Annotated in this window: 23 protein-coding genes; 3 read left to right on the top strand and 20 right to left on the bottom strand. The window is 53.8% G+C overall.

Annotation, left to right across the window (positions count from 1 at the left end):
- Positions 1 to 897, bottom strand: a complete 897-nt coding sequence (locus P3C52_RS08060) for a LysR family transcriptional regulator (RefSeq protein WP_275554507.1) — start codon at positions 895 to 897, stop codon at positions 1 to 3.
- A gap of 94 nt (positions 898 to 991) precedes the next feature.
- Between P3C52_RS08060 and P3C52_RS08055 the strand changes: the two genes are divergently transcribed.
- Positions 992 to 1,993 (top strand): zinc-binding alcohol dehydrogenase family protein, encoded by a 1,002-nt coding sequence (locus P3C52_RS08055; protein WP_275554506.1) that lies wholly within the window; start codon positions 992 to 994, stop codon positions 1,991 to 1,993.
- Positions 1,994 to 2,101: 108 nt separating this feature from the next.
- Here the strand turns inward: P3C52_RS08055 and P3C52_RS08050 are convergent, their stop codons facing one another.
- The 5 genes from P3C52_RS08050 to serB all read right to left on the bottom strand — a co-directional run bounded on the left by P3C52_RS08050 (position 2,102) and on the right by serB (position 7,105).
- Complete coding sequence (locus P3C52_RS08050) at positions 2,102 to 2,455, bottom strand: hypothetical protein (protein WP_275554505.1); 354 nt, start codon at positions 2,453 to 2,455, stop codon at positions 2,102 to 2,104.
- A gap of 63 nt (positions 2,456 to 2,518) precedes the next feature.
- Complete coding sequence (locus tag P3C52_RS08045; protein WP_275554504.1) at positions 2,519 to 2,791, bottom strand: LysR family transcriptional regulator; 273 nt, start codon at positions 2,789 to 2,791, stop codon at positions 2,519 to 2,521.
- A 643-nt stretch (positions 2,792 to 3,434) separates the two neighbouring features.
- Positions 3,435 to 4,667 carry a multifunctional transcriptional regulator/nicotinamide-nucleotide adenylyltransferase/ribosylnicotinamide kinase NadR gene (gene nadR / locus P3C52_RS08040; protein WP_275554503.1) on the bottom strand — a complete coding sequence of 411 codons (1,233 nt, stop codon included), beginning with the start codon at positions 4,665 to 4,667 and terminating at the stop codon, positions 3,435 to 3,437.
- 64 nt (positions 4,668 to 4,731) lie between these two features.
- Positions 4,732 to 6,114: a DNA repair protein RadA gene (radA, locus tag P3C52_RS08035; protein ID WP_275554502.1), complete on the bottom strand. Its 1,383-nt coding sequence runs from the start codon at positions 6,112 to 6,114 to the stop codon at positions 4,732 to 4,734.
- Between the two features lie 13 nt (positions 6,115 to 6,127).
- Positions 6,128 to 7,105, bottom strand: a complete 978-nt coding sequence (gene serB / locus P3C52_RS08030) for a phosphoserine phosphatase (RefSeq protein ID WP_275554501.1) — start codon at positions 7,103 to 7,105, stop codon at positions 6,128 to 6,130.
- Between the two features lie 180 nt (positions 7,106 to 7,285).
- Here serB and P3C52_RS08025 point away from each other — a divergent pair, with 180 nt between their 5' ends.
- Positions 7,286 to 7,948, top strand: a complete 663-nt coding sequence (locus P3C52_RS08025) for a YtjB family periplasmic protein (RefSeq protein WP_275554500.1) — start codon at positions 7,286 to 7,288, stop codon at positions 7,946 to 7,948.
- 116 nt (positions 7,949 to 8,064) lie between these two features.
- On the opposite strand, the gene deoD is transcribed toward P3C52_RS08025, so the two are convergent.
- From deoD to P3C52_RS07970, 11 genes are all read right to left on the bottom strand, one after another.
- Complete coding sequence (gene deoD / locus P3C52_RS08020; protein WP_275554499.1) at positions 8,065 to 8,784, bottom strand: purine-nucleoside phosphorylase; 720 nt, start codon at positions 8,782 to 8,784, stop codon at positions 8,065 to 8,067.
- Between the two features lie 66 nt (positions 8,785 to 8,850).
- A complete protein-coding gene (gene deoB / locus P3C52_RS08015; RefSeq protein WP_275554498.1) occupies positions 8,851 to 10,074 on the bottom strand; it encodes a phosphopentomutase in 1,224 nt (407 codons plus the stop codon).
- 62 nt (positions 10,075 to 10,136) lie between these two features.
- Positions 10,137 to 11,459 carry a thymidine phosphorylase gene (gene deoA, locus P3C52_RS08010; RefSeq protein WP_275554497.1) on the bottom strand — a complete coding sequence of 441 codons (1,323 nt, stop codon included), beginning with the start codon at positions 11,457 to 11,459 and terminating at the stop codon, positions 10,137 to 10,139.
- A gap of 102 nt (positions 11,460 to 11,561) precedes the next feature.
- Positions 11,562 to 12,341, bottom strand: a complete 780-nt coding sequence (gene deoC / locus P3C52_RS08005; protein WP_275554496.1) for a deoxyribose-phosphate aldolase — start codon at positions 12,339 to 12,341, stop codon at positions 11,562 to 11,564.
- A 343-nt stretch (positions 12,342 to 12,684) separates the two neighbouring features.
- Positions 12,685 to 13,458: a TatD family hydrolase gene (locus P3C52_RS08000; protein WP_275554495.1), complete on the bottom strand. Its 774-nt coding sequence runs from the start codon at positions 13,456 to 13,458 to the stop codon at positions 12,685 to 12,687.
- A complete protein-coding gene (locus P3C52_RS07995; protein WP_275554494.1) occupies positions 13,455 to 14,510 on the bottom strand; it encodes a DUF6363 domain-containing protein in 1,056 nt (351 codons plus the stop codon). Before P3C52_RS07995 ends, P3C52_RS08000 begins: the two co-directional genes overlap by 4 nt.
- Positions 14,511 to 14,518: 8 nt before the next feature.
- The gene (locus tag P3C52_RS07990; RefSeq protein WP_275554493.1) at positions 14,519 to 14,704 is read right to left on the bottom strand and encodes a stress-response protein; all 186 of its coding nucleotides are present in this window, start codon (positions 14,702 to 14,704) and stop codon (positions 14,519 to 14,521) included.
- 54 nt (positions 14,705 to 14,758) lie between these two features.
- Positions 14,759 to 14,920: a DUF1328 domain-containing protein gene (locus P3C52_RS07985; protein WP_003856556.1), complete on the bottom strand. Its 162-nt coding sequence runs from the start codon at positions 14,918 to 14,920 to the stop codon at positions 14,759 to 14,761.
- A gap of 133 nt (positions 14,921 to 15,053) precedes the next feature.
- Positions 15,054 to 15,668 (bottom strand): molecular chaperone OsmY, encoded by a 615-nt coding sequence (osmY, locus tag P3C52_RS07980; RefSeq protein ID WP_275554492.1) that lies wholly within the window; start codon positions 15,666 to 15,668, stop codon positions 15,054 to 15,056.
- Positions 15,669 to 15,981: 313 nt separating this feature from the next.
- On the bottom strand, positions 15,982 to 17,571 hold the full coding sequence (prfC, locus tag P3C52_RS07975; protein ID WP_275554491.1) for a peptide chain release factor 3: 1,590 nt from the start codon (positions 17,569 to 17,571) through the stop codon (positions 15,982 to 15,984).
- Between the two features lie 323 nt (positions 17,572 to 17,894).
- Positions 17,895 to 19,067 (bottom strand): hypothetical protein, encoded by a 1,173-nt coding sequence (locus P3C52_RS07970; RefSeq protein WP_275554490.1) that lies wholly within the window; start codon positions 19,065 to 19,067, stop codon positions 17,895 to 17,897.
- Positions 19,068 to 19,408: 341 nt separating this feature from the next.
- On the opposite strand from P3C52_RS07970, the gene P3C52_RS07965 reads away from it, so the two are divergent.
- Positions 19,409 to 19,714: a hypothetical protein gene (locus P3C52_RS07965; RefSeq protein WP_275554489.1), complete on the top strand. Its 306-nt coding sequence runs from the start codon at positions 19,409 to 19,411 to the stop codon at positions 19,712 to 19,714.
- A gap of 76 nt (positions 19,715 to 19,790) precedes the next feature.
- On the opposite strand, the gene P3C52_RS07960 is transcribed toward P3C52_RS07965, so the two are convergent.
- The 3 genes from P3C52_RS07960 to P3C52_RS07950 all read right to left on the bottom strand — a co-directional run.
- Positions 19,791 to 21,431, bottom strand: coding sequence for an RHS domain-containing protein (locus tag P3C52_RS07960; protein ID WP_275554488.1), 1,641 nt, complete (start codon positions 21,429 to 21,431; stop codon positions 19,791 to 19,793).
- A 368-nt stretch (positions 21,432 to 21,799) separates the two neighbouring features.
- Positions 21,800 to 22,249 carry an SMI1/KNR4 family protein gene (locus P3C52_RS07955; RefSeq protein ID WP_275554487.1) on the bottom strand — a complete coding sequence of 150 codons (450 nt, stop codon included), beginning with the start codon at positions 22,247 to 22,249 and terminating at the stop codon, positions 21,800 to 21,802.
- An 8-nt stretch (positions 22,250 to 22,257) separates the two neighbouring features.
- Positions 22,258 to 23,306: RHS repeat-associated core domain-containing protein (locus tag P3C52_RS07950; protein ID WP_275554486.1), on the bottom strand; the 1,049-nt coding region annotated here is incomplete at its 5' end.

Genomic DNA, 23,306 nt, shown 5'->3' with positions numbered 1-23,306 from the left:
TTAGCGATAAAAATCCCGAAACACCGGACTCTGCAGCGCAAAATCGACAAAGCGCGCCAGTGCCGGCGAGTTTAACTTCCGTCCGGGGTAAACCAGCCACAGCTCATTGCCTTCCGTTTCCCACTCCGGCAACACCTGCACCAGCTCACCGCGACTTATCGGCTCCTGTGCAAGAAAACGCGGTAACAGAGTGATTCCCGCATGGCTTAAGGCGCATTCACGGGCGTAAATCAGATTGTCGGTCAGGTGCAGCGATGGCAGCAGCCAACGATAATCCTCTTCTCCCCGTCGCAGCAGCCATTCCGCCCAGGCGCGATGCGCAATACAACGATGCGTGGCCAGCTGCTGCGGATGCGTCATCGGTGGATGCTTCGCCAGATAATCAGGCGAAGCCACCAGTAACCGCGGGCACAAACCAACGCGGCGGCCTATTAATGACGAATCCTGCGGCTTGCCGGTACGCAAGGCGACATCAAACCCTTCCTGCACCAGATCGCGAATATCATCCGACACCGATACTTCCAGCGTGACATCGGGATAGCGTTGCTGGAACTCGACGTTGCAGCGCGCCAGCAACGTAGCGCCAATACCAGCCGGGCTGGTAATGCGCAGTCGGCCGCTTGGGTTATCGCGCAAGCGTTCCAGCGCCAGCTCAGCGCGCTCGCTGGCCTGCATCATTTCCTGGCAGTGAATAAGATAGCGTTCACCGGCAAAGGTCAGATTAAGCTGCCGCGTGGTGCGGTTAAGCAAACGTAGCCCTACCGCCTGCTCCAGCTGGCTAATGCGCTGGCTGACACTCGATTTAGGCAAACCTGCGCGCCGGGCCGCCGCTGTAAAGCTGCCGCTCTCCGCGACCAACGCAAACAGCGCCATATCCTGTAATCGTTTTAATGCCACTGTTCACCTCAGACGAACACTGTGTGAGTTATTGTCCATCTTATCACCGGCCTCCCAAACTTCTACACTTAGCCCATCAACTGAGGAGAATGAAATGAATATGCGTGCCATTGCGGTTAATCCAGAAAAGCCGGAACAGTTTATTGAGATTCAGTCGGAAAAGCCGACGCCTGGCGAATATGATTTGCTGGTTGAGGTTAAAGCCGTATCGGTTAACCCGGTCGATACTAAAGTGCATAAAGGCCTGCAAAAAAACGGTCTGGAACAGCCTCGTATTCTTGGCTGGGATGCCAGCGCTATTGTGGTAGCCGTCGGCAGTAAAGTTACCCAGTTTAAAACAGGCGATGAAGTTTATTACGCAGGCGACATTACCCGTCCAGGCAGCAACAGCACATATCATCTGGTTGATGCGCGTATTGCTGGCCATAAGCCGCAAAGCCTTGACTGGGGCGCGGCAGCGGCGATTCCGCTGACGGCGTTAACCGCCTGGGAAGGCCTGTTTGAACGCCTGCGTATCGAGGAAGCGACGGAAGCGCAAACGTTATTGATTATCGGCGGTGCGGGCGGCGTAGGTTCGCTGGCGATCCCTTTTACAAAGCTGCACAGCAAAGTCAAAGTAATCGCTACCGCTTCGCGCCCGGATTCTGCGCAATGGTGCCTGGATCGCGGCGCGGATCTGGTCATTAACTATAAGAATATGGCGGAAGAGCTGGCACAGCATGGGATCAGCCAGGTAGATTACATCTTCTGCCTCAATGATACAGACGGTCACTGGGAAAGCATCGGTAAGCTGATCGCGCCGCAGGGCCAGATTTGTACCATCGTAGAAAACGCGCGTCCGCTGGATATGGAACAGTTAAAACTGAAAAGCGCGGCGCTGCATTGGGAGTTTATGTTTACCCGCAGCATGTATGCCACATCAGATATGGCGCGCCAGGGCGAAATCCTGGATAAAGTCGCGCAACTGCTGGATGCGGGCAAATTAACCACGACGCTGAATGAAACATTACAGGAATTAAGCGTTGAAAGCGTAACGCAGGCGCATGCAAAAGTGCTGGAAGGCCATATGCGCGGCAAAGCGGTGATTGTTTACTAACAGAGCCAGGTAGCTTAACACGCTAATAAAAAACGCCCCTGCTACGGGGCGTTAATATTCTTTTTAAAACCGCACGATTATCTCTTCAAATAATATTCTCTGTTTTAATTAGCCTGCGCTGATACCGTGAATTTTACGCTTGTAACCGCGTTTACGATAAAGGCTTTCCATCTCTTCCTTGAGTTTATTTTTAGGAACGATGAGAATGTATTCCTTCAGGTTTTTCAGGGACTTTTCCATCTGCAATACAGGATGGTCCTTTTTAGCGATAAATACGCATTCACTATGTCCAATCGTTCTTACTTTTACTTCTGGACTCAGGTTTTTGTCCTCGCCAATATAGAGATTAATATCATCACTGCGCAATACACAGGTCGAGGCGTTATCGTAGTTAAAATTAAAGACGTGACTGGTGTTTTCCTGAATGCTCTTTTTCATCAGCTTATAGCTGAGTTTAGACATCAAAATATCGTTGGTAACGATGTTAAAAGAGCGCGGTAGTTCGCTGCCGTTCAGTTCAATATTTTAATGAAGCACCGTTTGGATATTATCCAGCAGTTCCCGGAACTGCGGCTTAAGACGTATCGCTAACGGCGTTAATTCCAGGCTCATACCGGAGCGTACCAATAACTGATCCTGAAAGGTGTCTCTGATTTTATTCAAAAATTTACTAATAGCAGGCGGGGTTACATTGAGTTTATCCGCAGTTTTACTCACGCTTTTTTCATTCAGTAACGTATCTAAGATGGGCAGCAGGTTCAAATCCATTCTTACCAAATGATTAATGTCTTTATGCATATTTTACACTTTCTTGATCCTTCCCGGTTATAGTCACACTGCAATATGAAAATTACAGGCCGATTATTCCCTGAAGATAATGTACATGATGCCGTCTTACATAAAATGAGTTCAGAAAAAATTCCGTGAAGCCGTTACTCCGTTAGCTATTCAGCTAAAAATAAGGAAATAATGAAACTTCTTTCCTGAACTTAGCGGTTGTTAATTCAAAGTTAATGATACATTTACTGCTAATTACTATTACGACAGCGATGAATTAAAAATATAAGTAACGATAATTAATGCAACAATGACAATATATAAGTTATGTCTCAAGTTAACTTTACTCTTTCCTTACCCCCCTTTTTAGAAAAATTTCACCTTTATCTAAAAAAAAGAAATAACAATAAAATAAACAAGGTATAACCAGTAAATTATGTGATTTTAACTCATTGAATTTAATGGATAACTCATATTCTAAATAAAGATAAACTATCAAAAAACGAAGCGTTTTTTTAAAAAAACTTTAAATATAAGGCGAAAAAAATCTATTTTTACTCTGGCTTAATTAAGCTGAAGTAGAAGAGAGTGGATGGCAATGAGAACATTTCAAATAAAAAAATAAAGCTGGCAACCTGCTAAAACTGCCAGCTCACAAACGCTATTATTTTCCGTTTTCCAACATATTTCTTACCAATTCAACACAGCGCAGAAAACGTTGGTCGTAACTGTCTTCTGTAACATGCTCATATTTTATCTGATTCTCGTTCAGCAACTTTATCAGCAGCTCCTGAAATTCACGACGGTCGACAGAACTTCCCAGACTGCGCAAGCCATCCGCCACCCAGGGCACGTTATTTTCCAGCAGAATCACTAAATCAAAACGGTACTCGTCAATAAGCGCCTGCACAAAAGGATGTTCCCGGCCTTCATATTTTTTACAGAATGCCTGCGTCGTCACAAAATCAGTATCGATAAAGGCGACTTTATTGGCATACTTCACCGCAAAATCGATGTATTGAGCCTGTCCTAACGCAATTTTGTCGTAATCAGAATATTGCAGGGCCATTTCATCGCCGCCAAGATGGGAGAAAACATAATCTCGCCCATATTCCCAGGCGCTGGAGGTATTAAATATATTAGCCAGCTTATTAACTAAAACTGATTTACCGCTGGATTCTCCGCCCAAAATAGCAACGGTACGCACAAAAAATGGTTTTACTTCGGTAGGAATGTATTCCCAATAGCGAAAAGGATTCTGTCGGATCTGCGCGCCGCTGATATTCATAAACGAGCGCTGAGGATCGATCACGATAGCCTCAATACCCAGCTGTTCCCGGTACTGCGGCGCATCCATCTCTTCGCTGGTATACACGCAGCCTGGCTCAATCCCCTTCTCAGCCATAAACGCTTTGATGCCTTTACTCCAGACATCCCAGCCGTGCGGATACGGTTCCATGCCTTCTTCATTAAACGCATGAATACGAATATTTTTCTGATATTTAAACGTCTGAAGCAGCCAGCGCAGGCGGTCGCTCACGGTTGGCTGCTGCGACATGGCACTGTTTTCAAACAGCTGGCGGTCACGCGGCTCATCGTGCCCCATGATAATGTGCAGCTCATCCACCTGACTGCAGGCGCGCTGAATCAGATAAATATGTCCGGTATGCAGAGGATAGAACTTACCAAAAACCACGCCTACGGTTTTCTCCCGGCGGGGAAAAGCCAGTCCCAGAAAGCGATGCAGCGCCTCCAGCTTTTGCGCGCTGGGGCTTTTGATTTTGGCATTGAGCAGCTGGCTCAGATAGCCTTTGGTCATTCCGCTGGCATCCGCAACCTGCTGCAAAGTGTGTCCCTGCTGACGAATGGCGGTTTTCAGATATTCAAACGATGACATAATGCCTCCTGCAAAAAGGGGTGGGCTCCGGCCCACCCCAGCGACAGGTTAACCTGCGGTAAAATTATAATTCATCCAGAATCGCCAGCGCATCAGCCAGCTTTTTCACCGGGTAGACTTTCATATTCTCCGGCATTTTTTTCGGGGCGTTAGCCGCAGGTACAATGGCGCGTCGGAAGCCGTGCTTAGCCGCTTCGGAAATACGTTCCTGCCCGCTTGGAACCGGACGGATTTCCCCTGCCAGCCCGACTTCACCGAACGTCACCAGGTCTTGCGGCAACGGACGATCGCGCAGGCTGGAGACTATCGCCAACATCAGCGCTAAATCGGCGCTGGTTTCCGTTACTTTCACCCCGCCGACCACATTGACGAAAACATCCTGATCGGCCATTTGCAGACCGCCGTGGCGATGCAGCACCGCCAGCAGAATTGCTAACCGGTTTTGTTCCAGTCCCACTGCAACGCGGCGTGGATTTGACATCATCGAATGATCGACCAATGCCTGAATCTCTACCAGCAGCGGGCGCGTGCCTTCCCATACCACCATTACCGAACTGCCGGATGTCACTTCATCGCCGCGCGACAGGAAAATCGCGGAAGGATTGCTGACCTCGCGCATGCCCTGCTCGGTCATGGCAAAGACGCCCAGCTCATTCACTGCACCAAAGCGGTTTTTATGGCTGCGTAAGGTACGGAAGCGGGAATCGGCATCGCCGTCCAGCAGCACCGAGCAGTCGATGCAATGCTCCAGCACCTTCGGGCCAGCCAGCGAACCATCCTTCGTTACATGGCCTACCATCACGATCGCCACATTGCGCGTTTTTGCAAAGCGCGTCAGATAAGCGGCAGTTTCACGCACCTGCGCCACGCTGCCGGGCGACGATTGAATATCCGCCATGTGCATAACCTGGATGGAGTCGATCACCATCAGTTTCGGCTGCTCCTGTTCGGCGATCAGGCAGATCTGCTCAATACTGGTTTCCGACAGCATGTTGAGATTATCCGTCGGCAATCCCAGACGATGCGCGCGCATTGCAACCTGTTGCAGCGACTCTTCGCCAGTGACGTAGAGCGTTTTCATATCAACGGACAACTTGCACAGCGTTTGCAGCAGCAGCGTACTTTTCCCGGCGCCGGGATTGCCGCCAATCAGAATAGCGCTGCCCGGCACCACGCCGCCGCCCAGCACGCGATCGAACTCTTTAAAACCGGTAGAGAAGCGCGGCAGCGCTTCCAGGCTAATTTCTGACAGTTTCTGGACGCGGCTGGCGCCGGCGGTGCCGGAATAGCCGGAGAGACGCTCATTGCGCGCCGCCGCAGGCGAGGCTGCCAGCCTCACTTCAGTAATGGTATTCCAGGCGTGACAGGCGCTGCATTGCCCCTGCCAGCGCGGATAGTCTGCGCCACATTCGTTGCAGACAAAGGCACGTTTTACCGCTTTGGCCAACTCAGTTCCTCAATTATCGGGTATCGTGATGCAGGCTGCCGCTGAGGATGCAAAATACGCCCATCAGATCGGCATGCCGGATTGTCACTTCAGTTTGTTCATTTACTTTCGGCTTGGCGTGATAGGCGATGCCCAGTCCCGCCGCCTTAATCATCGGCAAATCATTTGCGCCGTCGCCAATTGCCACCGTTTGTTCAGCGGGAATATCGAAGCGCTGTGCCAGCTTCGCCAGCGTATCCGCTTTATATTGCGCATCCACTACCGGACCAATCACTTCGCCGGTCAGCTTGCCGTCGCGGATTTCCAGCTCGTTGGCGGCAATAGCGGCCAGGTGCAGCCGGTCGCGCAGGTGTTCGGCGAAGAAGGTAAAGCCGCCGGAAGCGATCGCCACCTGCCAGCCGAGCGCCTGCAGTTTATGCACCAGCGTGCTTAAACCGGGCATCAGCGGCAGCGTATCGCGCACCTGCTTCAGAATATTGGCGTCGGCGCCTTTCAGCGTCGCGACGCGCTGGCGCAGGCTGGCGGTAAAATCCAGCTCGCCGCGCATCGCCCGTTCGGTCACTTCCGCTACCTGCTCGCCGCAGCCCGCCAGCCGCGCGATCTCATCGATACATTCGATCTCAATGGCGGTGGAATCCATATCCATCACCAACAGTCCCGGTGCTTTCAGATAAGGGATTTTCCCTAAAGGCGCCACGTCCAGCCCCAGCTCGTGCGCCAGGCGCGTCGCGCGCGGCGTCAGCGATCCGGCCAGACGGATAATCTGATAATCATCCACGCTCCAGGCGCTGACAATCACCATCGCGGCACCCAGCTGATGCTGATAGTCAGCCAGCGAATCTTTATTCAGCCGGTGCCCGTACAGCAGCCAGCCGGTACGCCCGGCGCGATAATCCAGCGGCATCACTTCGTCACCGCTCAGTGAAAGAGGCAGGCCTGGCCAGAGAGAAACATCGGAAGGCAGGTCGCACCAGGTCAAACGATTAGGCATTACAGCTCCTGTCGGGAAGATGATCGGCTGCCGCCATCAAAGGACGTTCTGTTCGACATCCGTGCCGGGCCACAGCCTGTAGAGAAAACCTCGCAAGAGGCTACCTTGTCAGCCGCGCTTCTGGCAACATAAAGTCGCAAAAACAGCCTCCCGCCTGTTGATTACGTTTTAAGGTTGCACATGGCTAAAGCCAAGCTCAAATTTCGTCTGCACCGCACGGTGATTGTGTTGATCTGTCTGACGCTGCTGGTCGTCCTGATGCAGGGTGCTTCATGGTTCAGTCTCGGTCATCAAATGGCGCGTTCCGAACAGGTTGAAGAGCTGGCGCGTACCCTGACGCGTCAGGTCGCCTTTACGCTCACGCCGCTGATGGATAATCAGGATGAAAATCGCACGCAGATCGCGGCGATGCTGAAACAGTTAACGGACAGCAGCCGTATCCTTGACGCCTCGGTTTACGACAGCGAAGGTACGCTGGTCGCCCGTAGCGGCGAAGGCATCAGCGTGCGCGATCGGCTGGCGCTGGATGGCAAACGCGCGGGCAGCTACTTTAATCATCAGCTGGTGCAGCCGCTGGAAAACAGCGACGGGCCGCAGGGATTTTTACGCGTGACGCTGGATACCCACGTGCTGGTGACGGAAGCCAAGCAGGTGGATAACACCACCAATATTTTGCGGCTGATGATGCTGTTGGCGCTGGCCATCGGCATTATTCTGACCCGTACATTACTGCGCGATCGTCGTACCCGTTGGCAGCAGTCGCCTTTTCTTCTTACCGCCAGCACGCCGGTAAAAGAAGATAATGAACAGGATGAGACGTCATCCAATAGTGAAAAAAGCTAAGGCGCTTTTGCCTGCGATGATGATGTAAACCAGCACCACGGCGGGCGGGTCGGTAAACAACTAAAGACGAGCAGGCAGAGAATACCGGATGAGGCGCAGCCCCATCCGGTATTTTTTTAGGCTTTGTCACCCAGCAGGACAGATTCCAGCGCGATTTTAACCATATCGCTAAAGGTAGTCTGACGCTCTGCCGCCGTGGTCTGCTCATGGGTACGGATATGGTCGGAAACGGTACAGATCGTCAGCGCTTTTGCACCGAACTCCGCCGCCACGCCATAAATACCCGCCGCTTCCATCTCTACGCCGAGAATGCCATATTTTTCCATCACGTCGAACATTTGCGGGTCCGGCGTATAGAACAGGTCAGCGGAGAAAATGTTGCCCACGCGCGCTTCGATGCCCAGCGCTTTCGCCGCGTCCGCCGCGTTACGCACCATGTCGAAATCCGCGATGGCGGCAAAATCGTGATCCTTAAAGCGCAGACGGTTCACTTTAGAATCGGTGCAGGCGCCCATGCCGATCACCACGTCACGCAGTTTCACGTCGGCACGCACCGCGCCGCAGGAACCCACGCGAATGATTTTTTTCACGCCAAATTCGGTAATTAGCTCTTTGGTATAGATGGAGCAGGACGGGATACCCATGCCGTGGCCCATTACGGAAATGCGGCGGCCTTTATACGTACCGGTGTAGCCCAGCATACCGCGCACGTTGTTCACTTCTACCGCGTCTTCCAGAAAGGTTTCCGCGATGTGTTTAGCGCGCAGCGGATCGCCCGGCATTAATACCACGTCCGCGAAATCACCCATCTCAGCATTAATATGAGGCGTAGCCATTGTCGTTATTCCTTGAAAAAATGAAACACGCCAGCGCACCGGCTGGCGTTAAAGTAAAGCCGCGTATTACAGCATGCTTTTGCCGTATTCCATATCGGAAAGGCCGAAGTATTTCGCTACCGTCTGGCCAATATCGGCGAAAGTATCGCGATAGCCCAGGAAGCCCGGTTTCACGTCCGGTCCGTAGATCAGCACCGGAATATGCTCGCGCGTATGATCGGTGCCATGCCAGGTCGGATCGCAGCCGTGATCGGCGGTAAGGATCAGAATATCGCCCTCTTTCACCAGCGCCATCAGCTCCGGCAAACGGCGATCAAACAGCTCCAGGCCGCCAGCATAGCCAGCCACGTCGCGACGATGTCCCCAGGCGGAGTCAAAATCAACGAAGTTGGTAAAGACGATGGAGTTATCCGGCGCCTGCGCCATCTCTTTCACGGTGGCGTCAAACAGCGCATCCAGGCCAGTCGCCTTCACTTTTTTGGTGATGCCGACGTGCGCATAGATATCGGCGATTTTACCTACCGAAATCACCTCGCCCTGCTTCTCATCCACCAGCTTTTTCAGGATGGTCGGCGACGGCGGTTCTACAGCCAGATCGTGACGGTTACCGGTACGCTCAAAGTTGCCAGCCTTATCGCCGACAAACGGACGAGCAATCACGCGACCAATGTTGTAATCACCTTTATCCAGTTCTTCACGGGCAATTTCACAGAGTTCGTACAGCCGATCCAGGCCAAACGTCTCTTCGTGACAGGCGATCTGGAATACCGAGTCAGCGGAGGTATAAAAAATCGGCTTACCGGTTTTCATATGCTCTTCGCCAAGCTTATCGAGGATCACCGTACCGGAGGAGTGGCAGTTGCCGAGATAGCCCGGCAGGTTAGCGCGCTCTACCAGTTTATCCAGCAGTTCCTGCGGGAAGCTGTTTTCCGTATCGCTGAAGTAGCCCCAGTCAAACAGCACTGGCACGCCGGCGATTTCCCAGTGGCCAGAGGGCGTATCTTTACCGGAAGAAAGCTCGCTGGCATACGCATACGCGCCAGTAATCTCCGCGTTCGGATCCAGGCCCGGCGGGAAAGTGCCGGTAGAGGCTTCCGCCGCTTTGCCCAGGCCTAACGCGGTCAGGTTCGGCAGATGCAGCGGCCCTTTGCGGCCTTTATCCGCCTCGCCGTTAAAGCAGGCCTGCGCGATATGTCCCAGCGTATCTGAACCTTTGTCGCCGAATTTTTCAGCGTCTTTACTGGCGCCGATCCCGAAGGAGTCCAGCACCATAATAAATACACGTTTCATGTCACTCTCCTGCGCTTACGCGCGATGAGAAAAATAAAAAAGCGATCAGAATAGTATGACGTTTATTGACTAATTCTGCGATAGATAACTGGCGTTGCCGCCGGTTGGCTGTCGCCGCAGGTAACGGCCGCTTTCACTGCCTGGGCGGCCTCCTGCCAGCTCTCTTCGCTGGCAGCATGAATAATGGCCAGCGGTCGCTCGGCATCGACGCGCTCACCCAACTGCACCATCTCGCTAAGGCCAACGCTGTAATCGATGGCATCACTGGCGCGACGGCGTCCGCCGCCCAGCGCGACAACCGCCATGCCCAGCGCGCGCGTATCCATCGCATTAACGATGCCCGGCTTATCGGCATAGACCGCTTTGCTCAGCATTGGCGCGGGCAGATAGCTGTCCATCTTCTCAATAAAATCGCTCGGCCCTTTTTGCGCGGCCACCATGCGGGCAAAGACTTCTGCCGCGCGGCCATTATCCAGCACGGTTTGCAGCTGCTGGCGCGCCGCCGTCTCATCCTGTGCCAGCCCGCCAGAAATCAGCATTTCGCTGCACAGCGCCAGCGTCACTTCCAGCAGGCGCGGATTGCGATAGCTGCCGGTGAGGAACTGTACCGCTTCGCGCACTTCCAGCGCGTTACCGGCGCTGGAGGCCAGTACCTGATTCATATCGGTCAGCAACGCCGTGGTTTTGCAGCCCGCGCCGTTGGCGACGCCCACGATCGCCTGTGCCAGCTGTTCCGACAGTTCAAAGGTCGGCATAAAGGCGCCGGATCCCACTTTCACATCCATCACCAGCGCATCCAACCCTTCGGCCAGCTTTTTCGCCAGAATCGAGGCGGTAATCAGCGGAATCGAATCCACCGTGGCGGTAATGTCGCGCGTGGCGTAAAAACGTTTATCCGCTGGCGCCAGAGAATTTGTCTGACCGATAATCGCCACGCCGGTCTGTTTAATGATTTCGCGGAAACGGGCATCGCTGGGGAAAATATCAAAGCCAGGGATCGCTTCCAGTTTATCCAGCGTACCGCCGGTATGGCCCAGGCCGCGCCCGGAGATCATCGGCACATAGCCACCGCAGGCGGCCACCATCGGCCCCAGCATCAGCGAGGTGACATCGCCCACGCCGCCGGTCGAGTGCTTATCCACCACCGGGCCATTAAGATTTAGCGACTTCCACTCCAGTACGCTGCCCGAATCGCGCATCGCCATCGTCAGGGCCACGCGCTCCGGCAGCGTCATATCGGAAAAGAAAATAGTCACCGCCAGCGCCGCGATTTGACCTTCCGATACGCTGTTATCGCGCACGCCGTTAATAAAGAAGCGGATCTCTTCTTCGCCCAGCGCGTGCCCGTCACGTTTTTTTCGAATAATTTCTTGCGGTAGAAACAAGGTAACCCCCTGTTTAACGGATCGTATTGGCCTGGTGTCCCGATCCAACGGTGCGGAATGGTTATAAGCGGACGGCGAGCGTCCGCTGTATGGAAAGGAAAATCAGTAGCTGCTGGTGCTGCGCGCGCTCTGATAGCCCGCCGCGTTCAGCAGGCTGGCCAGCAGGCTGGACGCACCGAAACGGAAATGACGCGCATCCGCCCAGTCGCTGCCCAGAATCTCATCGGCCAGCTGCAGGTAGAGCGCGGCATCTTCCGCCGTGCGTACGCCGCCGGCAGGTTTAAAGCCCACGCGATCTTTCACGCCTTTGTCGCGGATCACTTCCATCATGATCTTCGCAACGATAGGCGTCGCATTGACCGGCACTTTACCAGTGGAGGTTTTAATAAAGTCTGCGCCCGCATCGATAGCGATTTCAGAGGCCTGACGGATCAGCGTTTCCTCTTTCAACTCGCCGGTTTCGATAATCACTTTCAGCAGCACATTGGCCGCCGCGCAGACTTCTTTGCACGCTTTTACCAGCTTAAAGCCGGTTTCGCTGTCGCCAGCCATCAGCGTGCGATAAGGGAAGACCACGTCCACTTCATCAGCGCCATAGGCGATTGCCGCCCGGGTTTCCGCCAGCGCAATGTCAATATCGTCATTGCCGTGCGGGAAGTTGGTCACCGTCGCGATACGAATATCGGGCGTACCCTGCTCGCGCAGCGTTTTACGTGCAATGGGAATAAAACGGGGATAGATACAGATCGCAGCGGTATTGCCCGCCGGGGATTTTGCCTGCTGACACAGCGCAATCACTTTTGCATCAGTGTCGTCATTGTTCAGGGTGGTTAAATCCATGAGTTTCAGCGCACGCAGCGCGGCAGCGGTTACATCAGTCATAATGCTCTCCAGACAGGTTCAGTGAGCTTCCGCCAGTGGAAGACTCAACACGAGGTCTTGGTTCCTTGAAGAGGGTTGAGATCCATCTCACCTTGCCAGCGATGCTGATTCGCTTTGATGTTACGATTCTAACAGCGCCAGCAGACTCTTTGTTGTGCGTAAGCTCACAATTAATTAAGAAACGTTACCATCAAATTTACATTTAAAGTGACGCATATCACATCTAAAGCACCACAGCCGCAGCTGGTTCCGCTTTACCTCCCTATCATAGCGCAGAAGGGCAAATGTGAGAATTCTCACATTTGCCCTTCTATCATCCTGATTGCATCCAGTTGGGGTGCGTTTAACGCAGCTGAAAAAGGCGCTCACTGGTGGCCGCAATGGTTGCGGCAATCTCTTCCGGCGGCTCTTCTCGCAGTTCGCAGAGCGTGCGCCAGACGTTTGCCACCCGTTCCGGGCGATTAGGTTCGCCCTGAAATCCATTTAGCGGCATATCAGGCGCATCGGTTTCCAGCAACAGCGAGGTCAGCGGAAGCTGCGCGATGGTATTACGCGTTTTGCTGGCGCGCGGGTAAGTAATGGTGCCGCCCACGCCAATCGCGTAACCGGCAGCGATAAACGTCTGCGCCTGTTGCAAACTTCCGGCGAAACCATGCACCACGCCGCGACGCGGTACCTCAATACGTCGCAAATGCTGCGCCAGCTTATCGTGCGTGCGCCGCGAATGCAGGATCACCGGCAAATCGTAATCGCGTGCCAGCCGCAGCTGCGCATCAAGGAAATGTTGTTGCCGATCGAACTGCGGATTATCCATATAAAGATCGAGACCGATCTCGCCGATCGCTACCAGCTTAGCCGGACGCTGCTGCACCTGTTGTTTTAACTGTTCCAGCGCCGCATCGCTGTGCTGCTCAATGGCAATCGGATGCAGCCCAAGCGCGGCATAGAGCGGCGTATGCTGATGCGCCAGCGCTAAAACAGCGGCAAAGCGCGTGGCATCCACCGCGGGCACGATAATTTTTTCCACGCCCGCCTGTGCGGCTCGCTGCAGACAGGCCTCTTCATTGCCGGTAAACGGGGGAAAATCAAAGTGACAATGGGTATCTGTAAATTTCACGCCAGCGATCCTTTATCATAATCGGCGTCATTCTCAGCTATTTTGCCCGCAACGTCATCCAGACTGACTGGCGCTGACGCAGGCTCATTTGCCACCGGCGCTGGCGGCGTGATGATCTGATGGCCCGACAGCATATCGCTGTTATTGAGCCACTGCCCCAGCGTGGCGAGAAAATAGCGGCCGCAGCGCCGTCCCAGATGATAATCCTGATTAAGCGCGCTTAAGCGGCTGCCCAGGGCGCTGCTGGCTAACGGGCGCGGCGGATAAATTTCAATAATGCGCAGATCGCCAGGCGGATGCTCAATAAATTGCTGGATATCGTGATAGCTTTTTTCATGCTGCTGTAGCAGGTTCATCCAGGGGCTGCCGTGAAACCAGCGATCCATGCGTTTTATCCAGCGCGGCGTATAAAACATTTGCGAAGGCACGGTACGAATGACCACGATTGTCCTGGCGCCACGGCGTGCCGCCTCCCGCACCGGAATCGCATCGGTAATGCCGCCGTCAAGATACGGGTTCTCTTCCAGTAAAATACCAGCCCGATAAAAGCCGGGGATCGCGCTCGACGCCTTAATAAGCTCCAGCCAGTTGCTGCTGGTTGGCGCAAAATAGTGCGCGGTATAGTCATCGCTGCGGCAGGCGCACATATAAAACTCGCGCCCGCTGGCAAACAGCTTCTCCGCCTGCGTCATCGCCAGCGGCAGCTCCTGGCTGGTAATGCTGGTCAGCCAGTCGAGATCGATCAGGTGTCCTCCACGCACAAAGCGCAGCGGATCGAAAAAGAGTTTATTGGTGGTGTAGCGCGTAATCACGCGGCGAGCATAACCGGCCTGTCCGCAGACAAAAGCCGACAGATTTTGCGCACCGGCTGAAGTGCCCAGATAAAGCTGAAAGGGATTGAAATGGGCGCGCTGAAATTCATCAAGAACGCCAGCGGTGAAGATCCCGCGCTGCCCGCCGCCTTCACATACCAGCGCCATCTTGCCGGGCGAGAAAGGGCGTTGCGCTAAAGCTTCAATATTGCCAGGCGTGACCGGGATTCGGATTCCCACAGCGCGAATTAGCGTGGGCGTTTATCGGATACGGCATTGTCCTGCTCCCTGCCGTAGTCTTCTTGTAAAATACCGGAGAGCCAGTCATTGTTTCCTGTCATCCAGGCGTCATCGTTATCAAACCACTCCGCCCACATCAGCGCCATCTGGCCTTTCCATTGTTTCCATTTGCCTGCAACGATGTCGCTATTCATGACTGGCCTCCGCTAAATTCACTGAAACGTTGTGTTCAGTCCTGTACTGTCCTGCTAGGGTCGACGACGACCAGTGAACAGGCTGACCAGGAACAGAATAATACCGACCACGAAGACAATCTTAGCTGCCCATGCGGCTGTACCAGCCAGACCGCCGAAGCCTAACGCTGCCGCGATCAATGCGATTACCAGAAAGATAATACCCCAACGAAACATAAGCCTCTCCTTTACCATAGTGAAAATCGAACTGCTTAGCTCAGCGAATTCAGGGATGACAATCCCATGAACTTTCTTCTTTTATACGGGCTAACTACGGCGCAGCCCGTAAGCGGGCCGCGCCGCTTAAGCATTAAGATTTAACCGTCAGGTCGTTCTTAACGCTTTTCACGCCTTCAATGGCTTTGGCGATGCTTTCAGCACGTTCTGACTGTGCTTCATTTTCTACCGTACCGGAAAGCTGTACCACGCCGTTGGTGGTTTCAACTTTGATTTTACGAGACGGTACAATGTCATCTGCTAATAGCTTAGCTTTGATTTCGCTGGTTGTAGCGGCATCACCCGCATAACCACTAACTGACTGTTTTTCGCTGTCTTTAACGTGTAGTTTGTCGCTGACGGATTTAACGCCTTCCACTTTCTTCACCAGGGCTACCGCTTTTTCAGCCTGATCCTGTGAAGAAACGAAACCGCTCAGGGTAACCACACCCTTCTGGGTTTCTACGGAAATGTCCGTGCTTTTAATCGTTTCATCATCCACTAACGCCGCTTTTGCTTTAGCGGTAATGGCGCTGTCATCCATAAAGCCATCGACTTTTTTCATAGAACTATCGATTTTGGACCCTGCGCTATCCGCAGTATTCTGCGTTTTCTGTGAAAGAGATTCGTCTGCCAGTGCGGAGCCGCTCAGCAGCGCAGAACCTACCATCACAGCCATCAGAGTCTTAGCAATCTTAGTCTTGTTCATCGATATATTCCTTCTGTGCGTTATTCCACTCACAACTGTAAGCGTGGCGACAACAAACCGCGAAGCCGCCGAAAAGGACACCGGGGATTTTCACCGCCGCTTTCTGCGTCCGACAAACTAAGCATAGACAAGGATCGGCATTCGTCTCGCTTTTCTGGTTAAAAAACAGTTAAGAAGCGCTTTTTTTGGCTTTTTTAAGAGGAGTCTGTAAGGGAGAAAGGACAATATGCGGTGGTACTGAAAAGGCGCATCGTGAAGCAGAGATTGTTCCACGATGCCGAACAGCGCCCCGCTGACGGGGGCGCGTTGCTCATTAGTGTTCGCGCGTTTTGCGGAACACAACCTCAGGATAACGCTCCTGCGTCAGGTTGAGGTTAACCATTGTTGGTGCGATGTACGTCAGGTTATCGCCGCCGTCCAGCGCCAGGTTGATCTCATTCTTACGCTGGAACTCGTAGAATTTCTTCACATCGCTGCATTCTACCCAGCGTGCGGTCGAAACGTTAACCGATTCGTAAATCGCTTCCACGTTGTATTCGCTTTTCAGACGCGCCACAACCACATCAAACTGGAGGACACCGACAGCGCCGACGATCAGATCGTTATTGGATACCGGACGGAACACCTGTACTGCGCCCTCTTCCGAGAGCTGCACCAGCCCTTTTAACAGCTGCTTCTGCTTCAGCGGATCGCGCAGGCGAATGCGACGGAACAGTTCCGGCGCGAAGTTCGGGATACCGGTGAACTTCATATTCTCGCCCTGGGTAAAGGTATCACCGATCTGAATGGTGCCGTGGTTATGCAGGCCGATAATATCGCCGGGGAACGCTTCTTCCACATGCGCGCGGTCGCCAGCCATAAAGGTCAGCGCATCGGAAATCACCACATCTTTACCGGTGCGCACCTGGCGCAGCTTCATACCTTTCTCATACTTCCCGGACACCACGCGCATAAAGGCCACGCGGTCACGGTGTTTCGGATCCATATTGGCCTGGATCTTAAACACGAAGCCGGAGAATTTCTCTTCGCTGGCCTCGACGGTACGCGTATCGCTCTGACGCGGCATCGGCGCCGGCGCCCAGGAGACTAAGCCATCCAGCATATGATCGACGCCGAAGTTACCCAGCGCCGTACCAAAGAAGACCGGCGTTAGTTCGCCCTGCAGGAAAGCTTCCTGTTCGAACTCATGGGAAGCGCCCTGAACCAGCTCCAGTTCGTCACGCAGCTGCGCTGCCAGATCGTCGCCCACCGCGCTGTCCAGCTCCGGGTTATTCAACCCTTTAACGATGCGCACTTCCTGAATGGTATGGCCTTTACCGCTCTGATAGAGGTACGTTTCATCGTTATAGAGATGGTAAACGCCTTTGAACAGTTTGCCACAGCCGATCGGCCAGGTAATGGGCGCACAGGCGATTTTCAGCTCGTTTTCGACTTCGTCCAGCAGCTCCATCGGATCGCGAATATCGCGGTCCAGTTTGTTCATAAAGGTCAGGATCGGCGTATCGCGCAGACGGGTTACTTCCATCAGCTTACGGGTACGATCCTCAACGCCTTTCGCCGCATCGATCACCATCAGACAGCAGTCAACGGCAGTCAGGGTGCGATAGGTATCTTCGGAGAAGTCTTCGTGTCCGGGCGTATCCAGCAGGTTGACCAGACTATCGCGATACGGGAATTGCATTACCGAGGTGGTAATAGAGATCCCACGCTGTTTCTCCATTTCCATCCAGTCTGATTTGGCATGCTGGTTGGAGCCGCGGCCTTTTACCGTACCGGCAGTCTGAATCGCCTGTCCAAACAACAGGACTTTTTCAGTAATGGTCGTTTTACCGGCATCGGGGTGAGAAATGATGGCGAAGGTGCGACGACGCGACACTTCTTGCAAAAATGCAGTATTAGACATCGGAGTTCTTCTGTTAATGCCGTGACGCGGCGTTATTGCAGGCGTCACAGCCGTTAATTCATGGGGGCCTGCGACATTGCCAGGCCCGGTGCCAGAACCATGCAGCCAACCGGAAGCTTATGGAAGTTAAGCCAGGTAAATGCTGCGCAAAGACGTCATGGTCTACATTGGATCCGGCCCCGTGTAACAATGTTGAAAAGTCAGGCAATGAGGCCGCATAGCTTACCTTAAGTACATAAAAAAAGCAGGCCGAAATCGCACGTTTTCCGCAGCAATGCGCAAAGCTGTCCATTGCATTTTACCGGCCGTTAGCGAGGCCAAATTTATTCTGCCGCGTCAGCGTCCGGCTGCAAATTACTCAAGGTAATCAGCGTCACCCGACCATTGCTGATGCGTGCCGCCAGCGTTTTATCATCCAGCTGCCAGCTGAGCCAGCTTTCACCATGATGCTCATCCGCTTCGCCTGGGCCATACCTGCGTTCCAGTTCGTCTGGCGTCATGCCGACGCGCGCGCCGCGCTGCGTCGCCAGCGTTGGGTTAATCAGAGTGATTTGCCCCACATAGTTATCATCGGGGCTGTGCTGCAGGCTGACGTAATTTTCATTTGACGCCACCAGCGTCAACGCATCATAACTATGCCGATCGTAGCGATACGTAGAGGTGGGTTTTGCGAGATTGGACGATCGATCGCGCTCCGGCGGCATGCTCATCATCAGATCCTCATTCCATATCTGTCCCAGCGACAGAGTGATGCCGTTAACCTGTATGGAAAAATCTTCCGCCGTCAGCGCCGCCGCCGCTGGCTGTTCCGCCTTTTCCAGCGGATAGAAATCTTCCGGCTCAACGCCTGCATCGGTTTGCAGGCTGCCGTCAGTCTTACTGACTTTAAAGAAGAACAGGTGCGGCGCGGTTTCTGGATCGCCGCCGCAGGCTGGATGGTTACGATTTTCACGCACGTCGATCAGGTAGTTCTCCGGCTCATCGCTGTTATCAACAAAGCTCATGCTCAGGCATTCAGTGGAAAGCGGCGTAAGCTGACGCTGACGAATCGCCTGTAATACCGCCTTAATCGCCACCTCCTGCTTTTCTTCTTCATGATCGGATGAGAGAGCATTCGGCTGTGTACCGGAGACCGGCGAACTATGTGCGGGTTCAGATACCGACGGCTGCGCGCTGGTATCAGGCGAATCGCCTGCGGGTTCGGATACTGGCGCTGAAGTATAAGGCGCGCTAACGGAATCGGCCGCCGCCAGAGAATGTGCAGATGAAGCCGTCATCTCTGTTACCGGCGCGGCGGTTTGCGGCATCGCTTTCCCAGTAACGGTTTGATGCGTCGTTAAGCCCGACGCCGCGTTAGTTGAAGGCATAACGGAAAATTGTTCCGCCGGTGGCGTAAGCACTGCGCCGTTAATATCAGGCAGCTCGGCAGCCCCTGCGTAGGCACAGTTAGCGACAACGGTAGTTATTAACAGCCGCGTTAAAAAGGAAAAGGACATAGCTGGGCTCGTCAGAATAAGGCGCATTCTGCGCCGGATCGATGTTGTATTTGTTATCGGCCTGAATCAGGCCAGCTGGAATTAAACATCGGCTAACAGGCGGGAGTCAAAGCGGATCTTTTTATCAGGGCTTTCATCTTCTGACGGCCTCTCAAAGATGATCCCTATTTTCTGTCAGGAGAAGCAAACCGGTTTTACGTTAGCAGGTACTAACGCACAATTCCCGAAAATTCATTTTTGAAAAAATTCTAATGCTGTTAATCAGTTATCAGCGACAACCATTGTCCTCAGAGTCTGCGTCAACTACTCTGGTTCAGTCCACATACAACCAGGTAAAGCCCATGAACGATAAAAAGATGATTTCCATCGATCAGTTTAATGCTGATGAGCGCGTCGCTATAGATGAAACGTTCAAAGGGCTGGTGCAAAAGTACCGGCTTCGCACCGGTAAAGAACCTGATGCTAAAAAAGAGAAAGAATTTACTGCCGAAGCCCGGCAAATGATGATGGTTATAAAACAGAATAATGAGAAAGAAAAAGAGCGAGCCGCCAAAAAACCGGTACGTAAAAAGAAACCGTCCACGCTGAAAGCCAGTGAAGTGAGCGATTTTAACTGGTCGGCGTCGGTGCAACGCGGAAAACGATAAAGGAAATGGCGCAGGCAGGCCCGAATAGTTACGTTATTCCCGTAAGAAGCCCAGCGTTTCTTCCTGCTGCGGCTTTTTACCGCCTGCCGCGATGGGACTCGCCCGTCGAGGCCAACGCTGAAGCATCGTTCAAATCTGCTGCTGGCAGCTTTGTTACGGTCCAGGCACTGCCCTGGAACCGCAGGTTCTGCGGCACCGCCAGCCGGGCGCTGCCCTGCTCCTGCTGCGTTTCGCCCCAGGTGCTGAACATCCCCTTCCAGACGGTATTTCCCTCTGCGTCCGTCATGCGTTCCGGCAGGCCGTTCAGCGCCGTGTGATACCAGTAAACCTCGCTGCCCGCTGCGCTGCTGTCAATGCGCGCCAGCGGCTCCCGGCCGTCTTCGCCGTACACATACTGCGTGGTCTGCCCCGGCGTCAGGCTGTTCGCCTCGCCAGCCATCTGCAGCCCGTGCCAGTGAAAGGTGATGACTTCCGCCTCGCGGCTGTCGTGACGGTACAGCCGCTTGTGCGTGCGGCGTCCCAGAAGGTCATAGCGGTACTCCGCGCGGCTGAACGCAGGGTCGCCCTCCAGCCACACCTCCGTCAGACGGTTTTCATCGTCATAGCGAAAACGCTGCGTCACGCCCTGTCGCGTGTCGTGCCGCTCCGCCAGACGGCCGAAGCCGTCATACGCCAGCCGCACGCCGTTCAGGCGCCGCAGCAGGTTGTGCCACACCGTCTGCGCCGGAGCATCCGTGCGGTTACCCGCCGCGTCCCAGTAAAAGCGCTCCTCCTGATGCGGCGCCACCCGCCGCGTGACCTGGCCTGCCGCATCGTAGCCCCACAGCTGCTGGCGATATTTCTCGCCGCCCGCGCCGTCGGTCACACTCTCCTGAATAATCTGGTCGAGGCGATCCCAGCGCCAGCGCCGTTCAAAAACCACCCCGTGCGCGCCGCGACGGCTGCCGCGCAGCGTGATACGGCCCGCCGCGTCATAGCGTGTCTCCAGCGTCAGTGCCCCCTGGCTGCGGCTGATTTCACGGTGCAGGCTGTCCCGCTCAAAGCCCGCCAGTTCGGTACGGCGTCCCTGATGATGCAGATCCATCTGCAGCAGATGTCCGCTGCCGTAGCGCAGATGGTGCAGCGCACGCCCGTCCGGCGACGTGGTTACCGTCAGGTTGCCCAGTGCATCATACGCATGTTGCCAGCGGCCGCTGTGGTTTTCCTCCTCCGTCAGGTTGCCGGACGCGTCACGGCTGAAGCGCAGCGTTTCTTCCCACTGCGGCTCTTCACCGCCTGCCACGGCCTGCTGCCAGGCGCTCAGGGCTGCACGGCGGATTTTGACCTCACGCGTGCCGTAAAGATATTCCAGGCGGTCGCCTGCCGTCTCCTTCGACGCCAGGCGGCCCAGCGCGTCGTAGCCATAGCGATGGCGCTGCGGCTTATCGGCCGCTGACAGCGGCTCGCGGACAACTTCGGCAACCTGTCCCTGCAGGGTATAGCGGTAAGCGGTGCGGCGTCCTGCCCAGTCATACTGCGCCAGCAGGCGCTCGCCGGTATCATATTCAAAACGCCAGCGATCGCCGTTTGGGTTAATCAACGCCACCAGGCGGCCAAAGCGATCGTAACGGCTGTGCAGCTGATGGCCGGCCGGATCGGTCTCCGTTACCACCTGCCCGCGCGCATTGCGCGTGACGTGACGTTCGGAAAATCCGTCGATATTAATGCCCGCCGGCATACCGGCCCGATCGTAATCGTAACGGGTTTCGCGTCCGTCGGCGCGAATGTGGCAGGCAAGACGCCCCGCCGCCGTCCACCGCCAGCGTTCAGTACCGGCGCCGGGCAGGCTGTGACTGATTTGTCGGCCGCGTTCGTCATAAATGCGCTGTTGCTGATGGCCGAAGACATCACGCCAGAAAAACAGGCAGATGCTACGCGGAGGGATGACCGTTAATCAGATCCTTTCCGACAAGTGATTGCGTGAAGCAGTATTTGAGGTAGATCAGGCGCTAAAGATGAAGATTGTGGCGGGCTGCCTGTTCCTAAATACAGGCAGCTAAAAATAATAAAAAGGGATATATTCCAGGGATTGCTTTAGGAAGATTGTTAAATTCTCAACTCTACATACTCTTTAAAAAATTCATAAAAAGAGTCGTGTAAATTTTTAGCTATTTTTTTAGAGAAAATATCGTAACTCACAACGACACCATAGTTTTCATTAGATGTATCTATACACCAACAAATCTCATCATCTTTGAAGTAAATAACTATTAATTTATCAGGTAGTGAAAATTCTTCCCTACAATATTTAGTATCATAAAATATTGTACCCCCGAATTCGAGAGAAGCATTATTATCTTCTATTCCAGATATTTCTTGTTCAACTACTCCTCCTCCCCCTGTTATTTCTAAGAAAGCTTTTAGATCTCCGGGAAGAGTTACCGATAAACTATTTTCTAAATTTTTTATTTGGTCTTTATCTGCTGCACCTAACCAAAAAACCTCATGTTTTTTAGAGCCGGAAAGTTTATCAACTAACTTTTGGATATCGGACATTTTTATCCTCACATATAATCTAATGCGCGTAACGCCCAGTATTTATTTCTGAACGTATCGTACTGATAGTTTAGGCTTCCGTTATGTCTAAAGCTTCGCCCATCTTCTATCAAACCATGTAATTGTTTGTGATACTTTTTATGCGTCGAAGAAACTAATTCTGCCATAGGCCCAGGCTCCTGACCTAAAATATGGTGTAAATTCAATTGTTTATCATCTGGACCAATAGGTGCATATCCGCTTTTCATTAAATCTAAATTAGTCCATCCATCTGCTACTTTTTGGCGTATAGATCTATGGACGCTAGGATGAACAGTGCCAGGCAGTCCAGGATTAATATCAACCGTATTTTTATATACGGTACGTCCTAACACTGTTTCAGGTTTATATTTACCAGACGCAGAACATTTTGAGAGTCCCAACGGATCCACCCACACCATTGGATCCCCGACGTAGGCGTAGGTGTTCAGTCCGCCCGCCAGCCCTATCGGGTCCGGCTGGGTATAGCGTCCCGTCTGCGGGTCGTAATACCGGAACAGATTGTAGTGCAGCCCGCTCTCCCTATCCAGGTACTGGCCCTGGAACCGCAGGTTCTGCGGCACCGCCAGCCGGGCGCTGCCCTGCTCCTGCTGCGTTTCGCCCCAGGTGCTGAACGTCCCCTTCCAGACGGTATTTCCCTCTGCGTCCGTCATGCGTTCCGGCAGGCCGTTCAGCGCCGTGTGATACCAGTAAACCTCGCTGCCCGCTGCGCTGCTGTCGATGCGTGCCAGCGGCTCCCGGCCGCCTTCGCCGTACACATACTGCGTGGCCTGCCCCGGCGTCAGGCTGTTCGCCTCGCCAGCCATCTGCAGCCCGTTCCAGTGAAAGGTGATGACTTCCGCCTCGCGGCTGCCGTGGCGGTACAGCCGCTTGTGCGTGCGGCGCCCCAGCAGGTCATAGCGGTACTCCGCGCGGCTGAACGCAGGGTCGCCCTCCAGCCACACCTCCGTCAGACGGTTTTCATCGTCATAGCGAAAACGCTGCGTCACGCCCTGTCGCGTGTCGTGCCGCTCCGCCA

Origin of the sequence: Mixta sp. Marseille-Q2659 (genome assembly GCF_940807255.1) — a bacterium.
Taxonomy (GTDB): domain Bacteria; phylum Pseudomonadota; class Gammaproteobacteria; order Enterobacterales; family Enterobacteriaceae; genus Mixta.
Note: the sequence above shows the minus strand (reverse complement) of the source record. Positions and strands in the feature narration are given on the sequence as shown.

Bases quoted from the DNA above. Each gene is read 5' to 3' on its own strand.
- P3C52_RS08055 (WP_275554506.1), top strand. From the start codon at position 992: ATGAATATGCGTGCCATTGCGGTTAATCCAGAAAAGCCGGAACAGTTT.
- P3C52_RS08050 (WP_275554505.1), bottom strand. From the start codon at position 2,455: ATGTCTAAACTCAGCTATAAGCTGATGAAAAAGAGCATTCAGGAAAAC.
- P3C52_RS08045 (WP_275554504.1), bottom strand. From the start codon at position 2,791: ATGCATAAAGACATTAATCATTTGGTAAGAATGGATTTGAACCTGCTG.
- nadR (WP_275554503.1), bottom strand. From the start codon at position 4,667: ATGTCATCGTTTGAATATCTGAAAACCGCCATTCGTCAGCAGGGACAC.
- serB (WP_275554501.1), bottom strand. From the start codon at position 7,105: ATGCCTAATCGTTTGACCTGGTGCGACCTGCCTTCCGATGTTTCTCTC.
- P3C52_RS08025 (WP_275554500.1), top strand. From the start codon at position 7,286: ATGGCTAAAGCCAAGCTCAAATTTCGTCTGCACCGCACGGTGATTGTG.
- deoD (WP_275554499.1), bottom strand. From the start codon at position 8,784: ATGGCTACGCCTCATATTAATGCTGAGATGGGTGATTTCGCGGACGTG.
- deoB (WP_275554498.1), bottom strand. From the start codon at position 10,074: ATGAAACGTGTATTTATTATGGTGCTGGACTCCTTCGGGATCGGCGCC.
- deoC (WP_275554496.1), bottom strand. From the start codon at position 12,341: ATGACTGATGTAACCGCTGCCGCGCTGCGTGCGCTGAAACTCATGGAT.
- P3C52_RS07990 (WP_275554493.1), bottom strand. From the start codon at position 14,704: ATGAATAGCGACATCGTTGCAGGCAAATGGAAACAATGGAAAGGCCAG.
- P3C52_RS07985 (WP_003856556.1), bottom strand. From the start codon at position 14,920: ATGTTTCGTTGGGGTATTATCTTTCTGGTAATCGCATTGATCGCGGCA.
- osmY (WP_275554492.1), bottom strand. From the start codon at position 15,668: ATGAACAAGACTAAGATTGCTAAGACTCTGATGGCTGTGATGGTAGGT.
- prfC (WP_275554491.1), bottom strand. From the start codon at position 17,571: ATGTCTAATACTGCATTTTTGCAAGAAGTGTCGCGTCGTCGCACCTTC.
- P3C52_RS07970 (WP_275554490.1), bottom strand. From the start codon at position 19,067: ATGTCCTTTTCCTTTTTAACGCGGCTGTTAATAACTACCGTTGTCGCT.
- P3C52_RS07965 (WP_275554489.1), top strand. From the start codon at position 19,409: ATGAACGATAAAAAGATGATTTCCATCGATCAGTTTAATGCTGATGAG.
- P3C52_RS07960 (WP_275554488.1), bottom strand. From the start codon at position 21,431: ATGCCGGCGGGCATTAATATCGACGGATTTTCCGAACGTCACGTCACG.
- P3C52_RS07955 (WP_275554487.1), bottom strand. From the start codon at position 22,249: ATGTCCGATATCCAAAAGTTAGTTGATAAACTTTCCGGCTCTAAAAAA.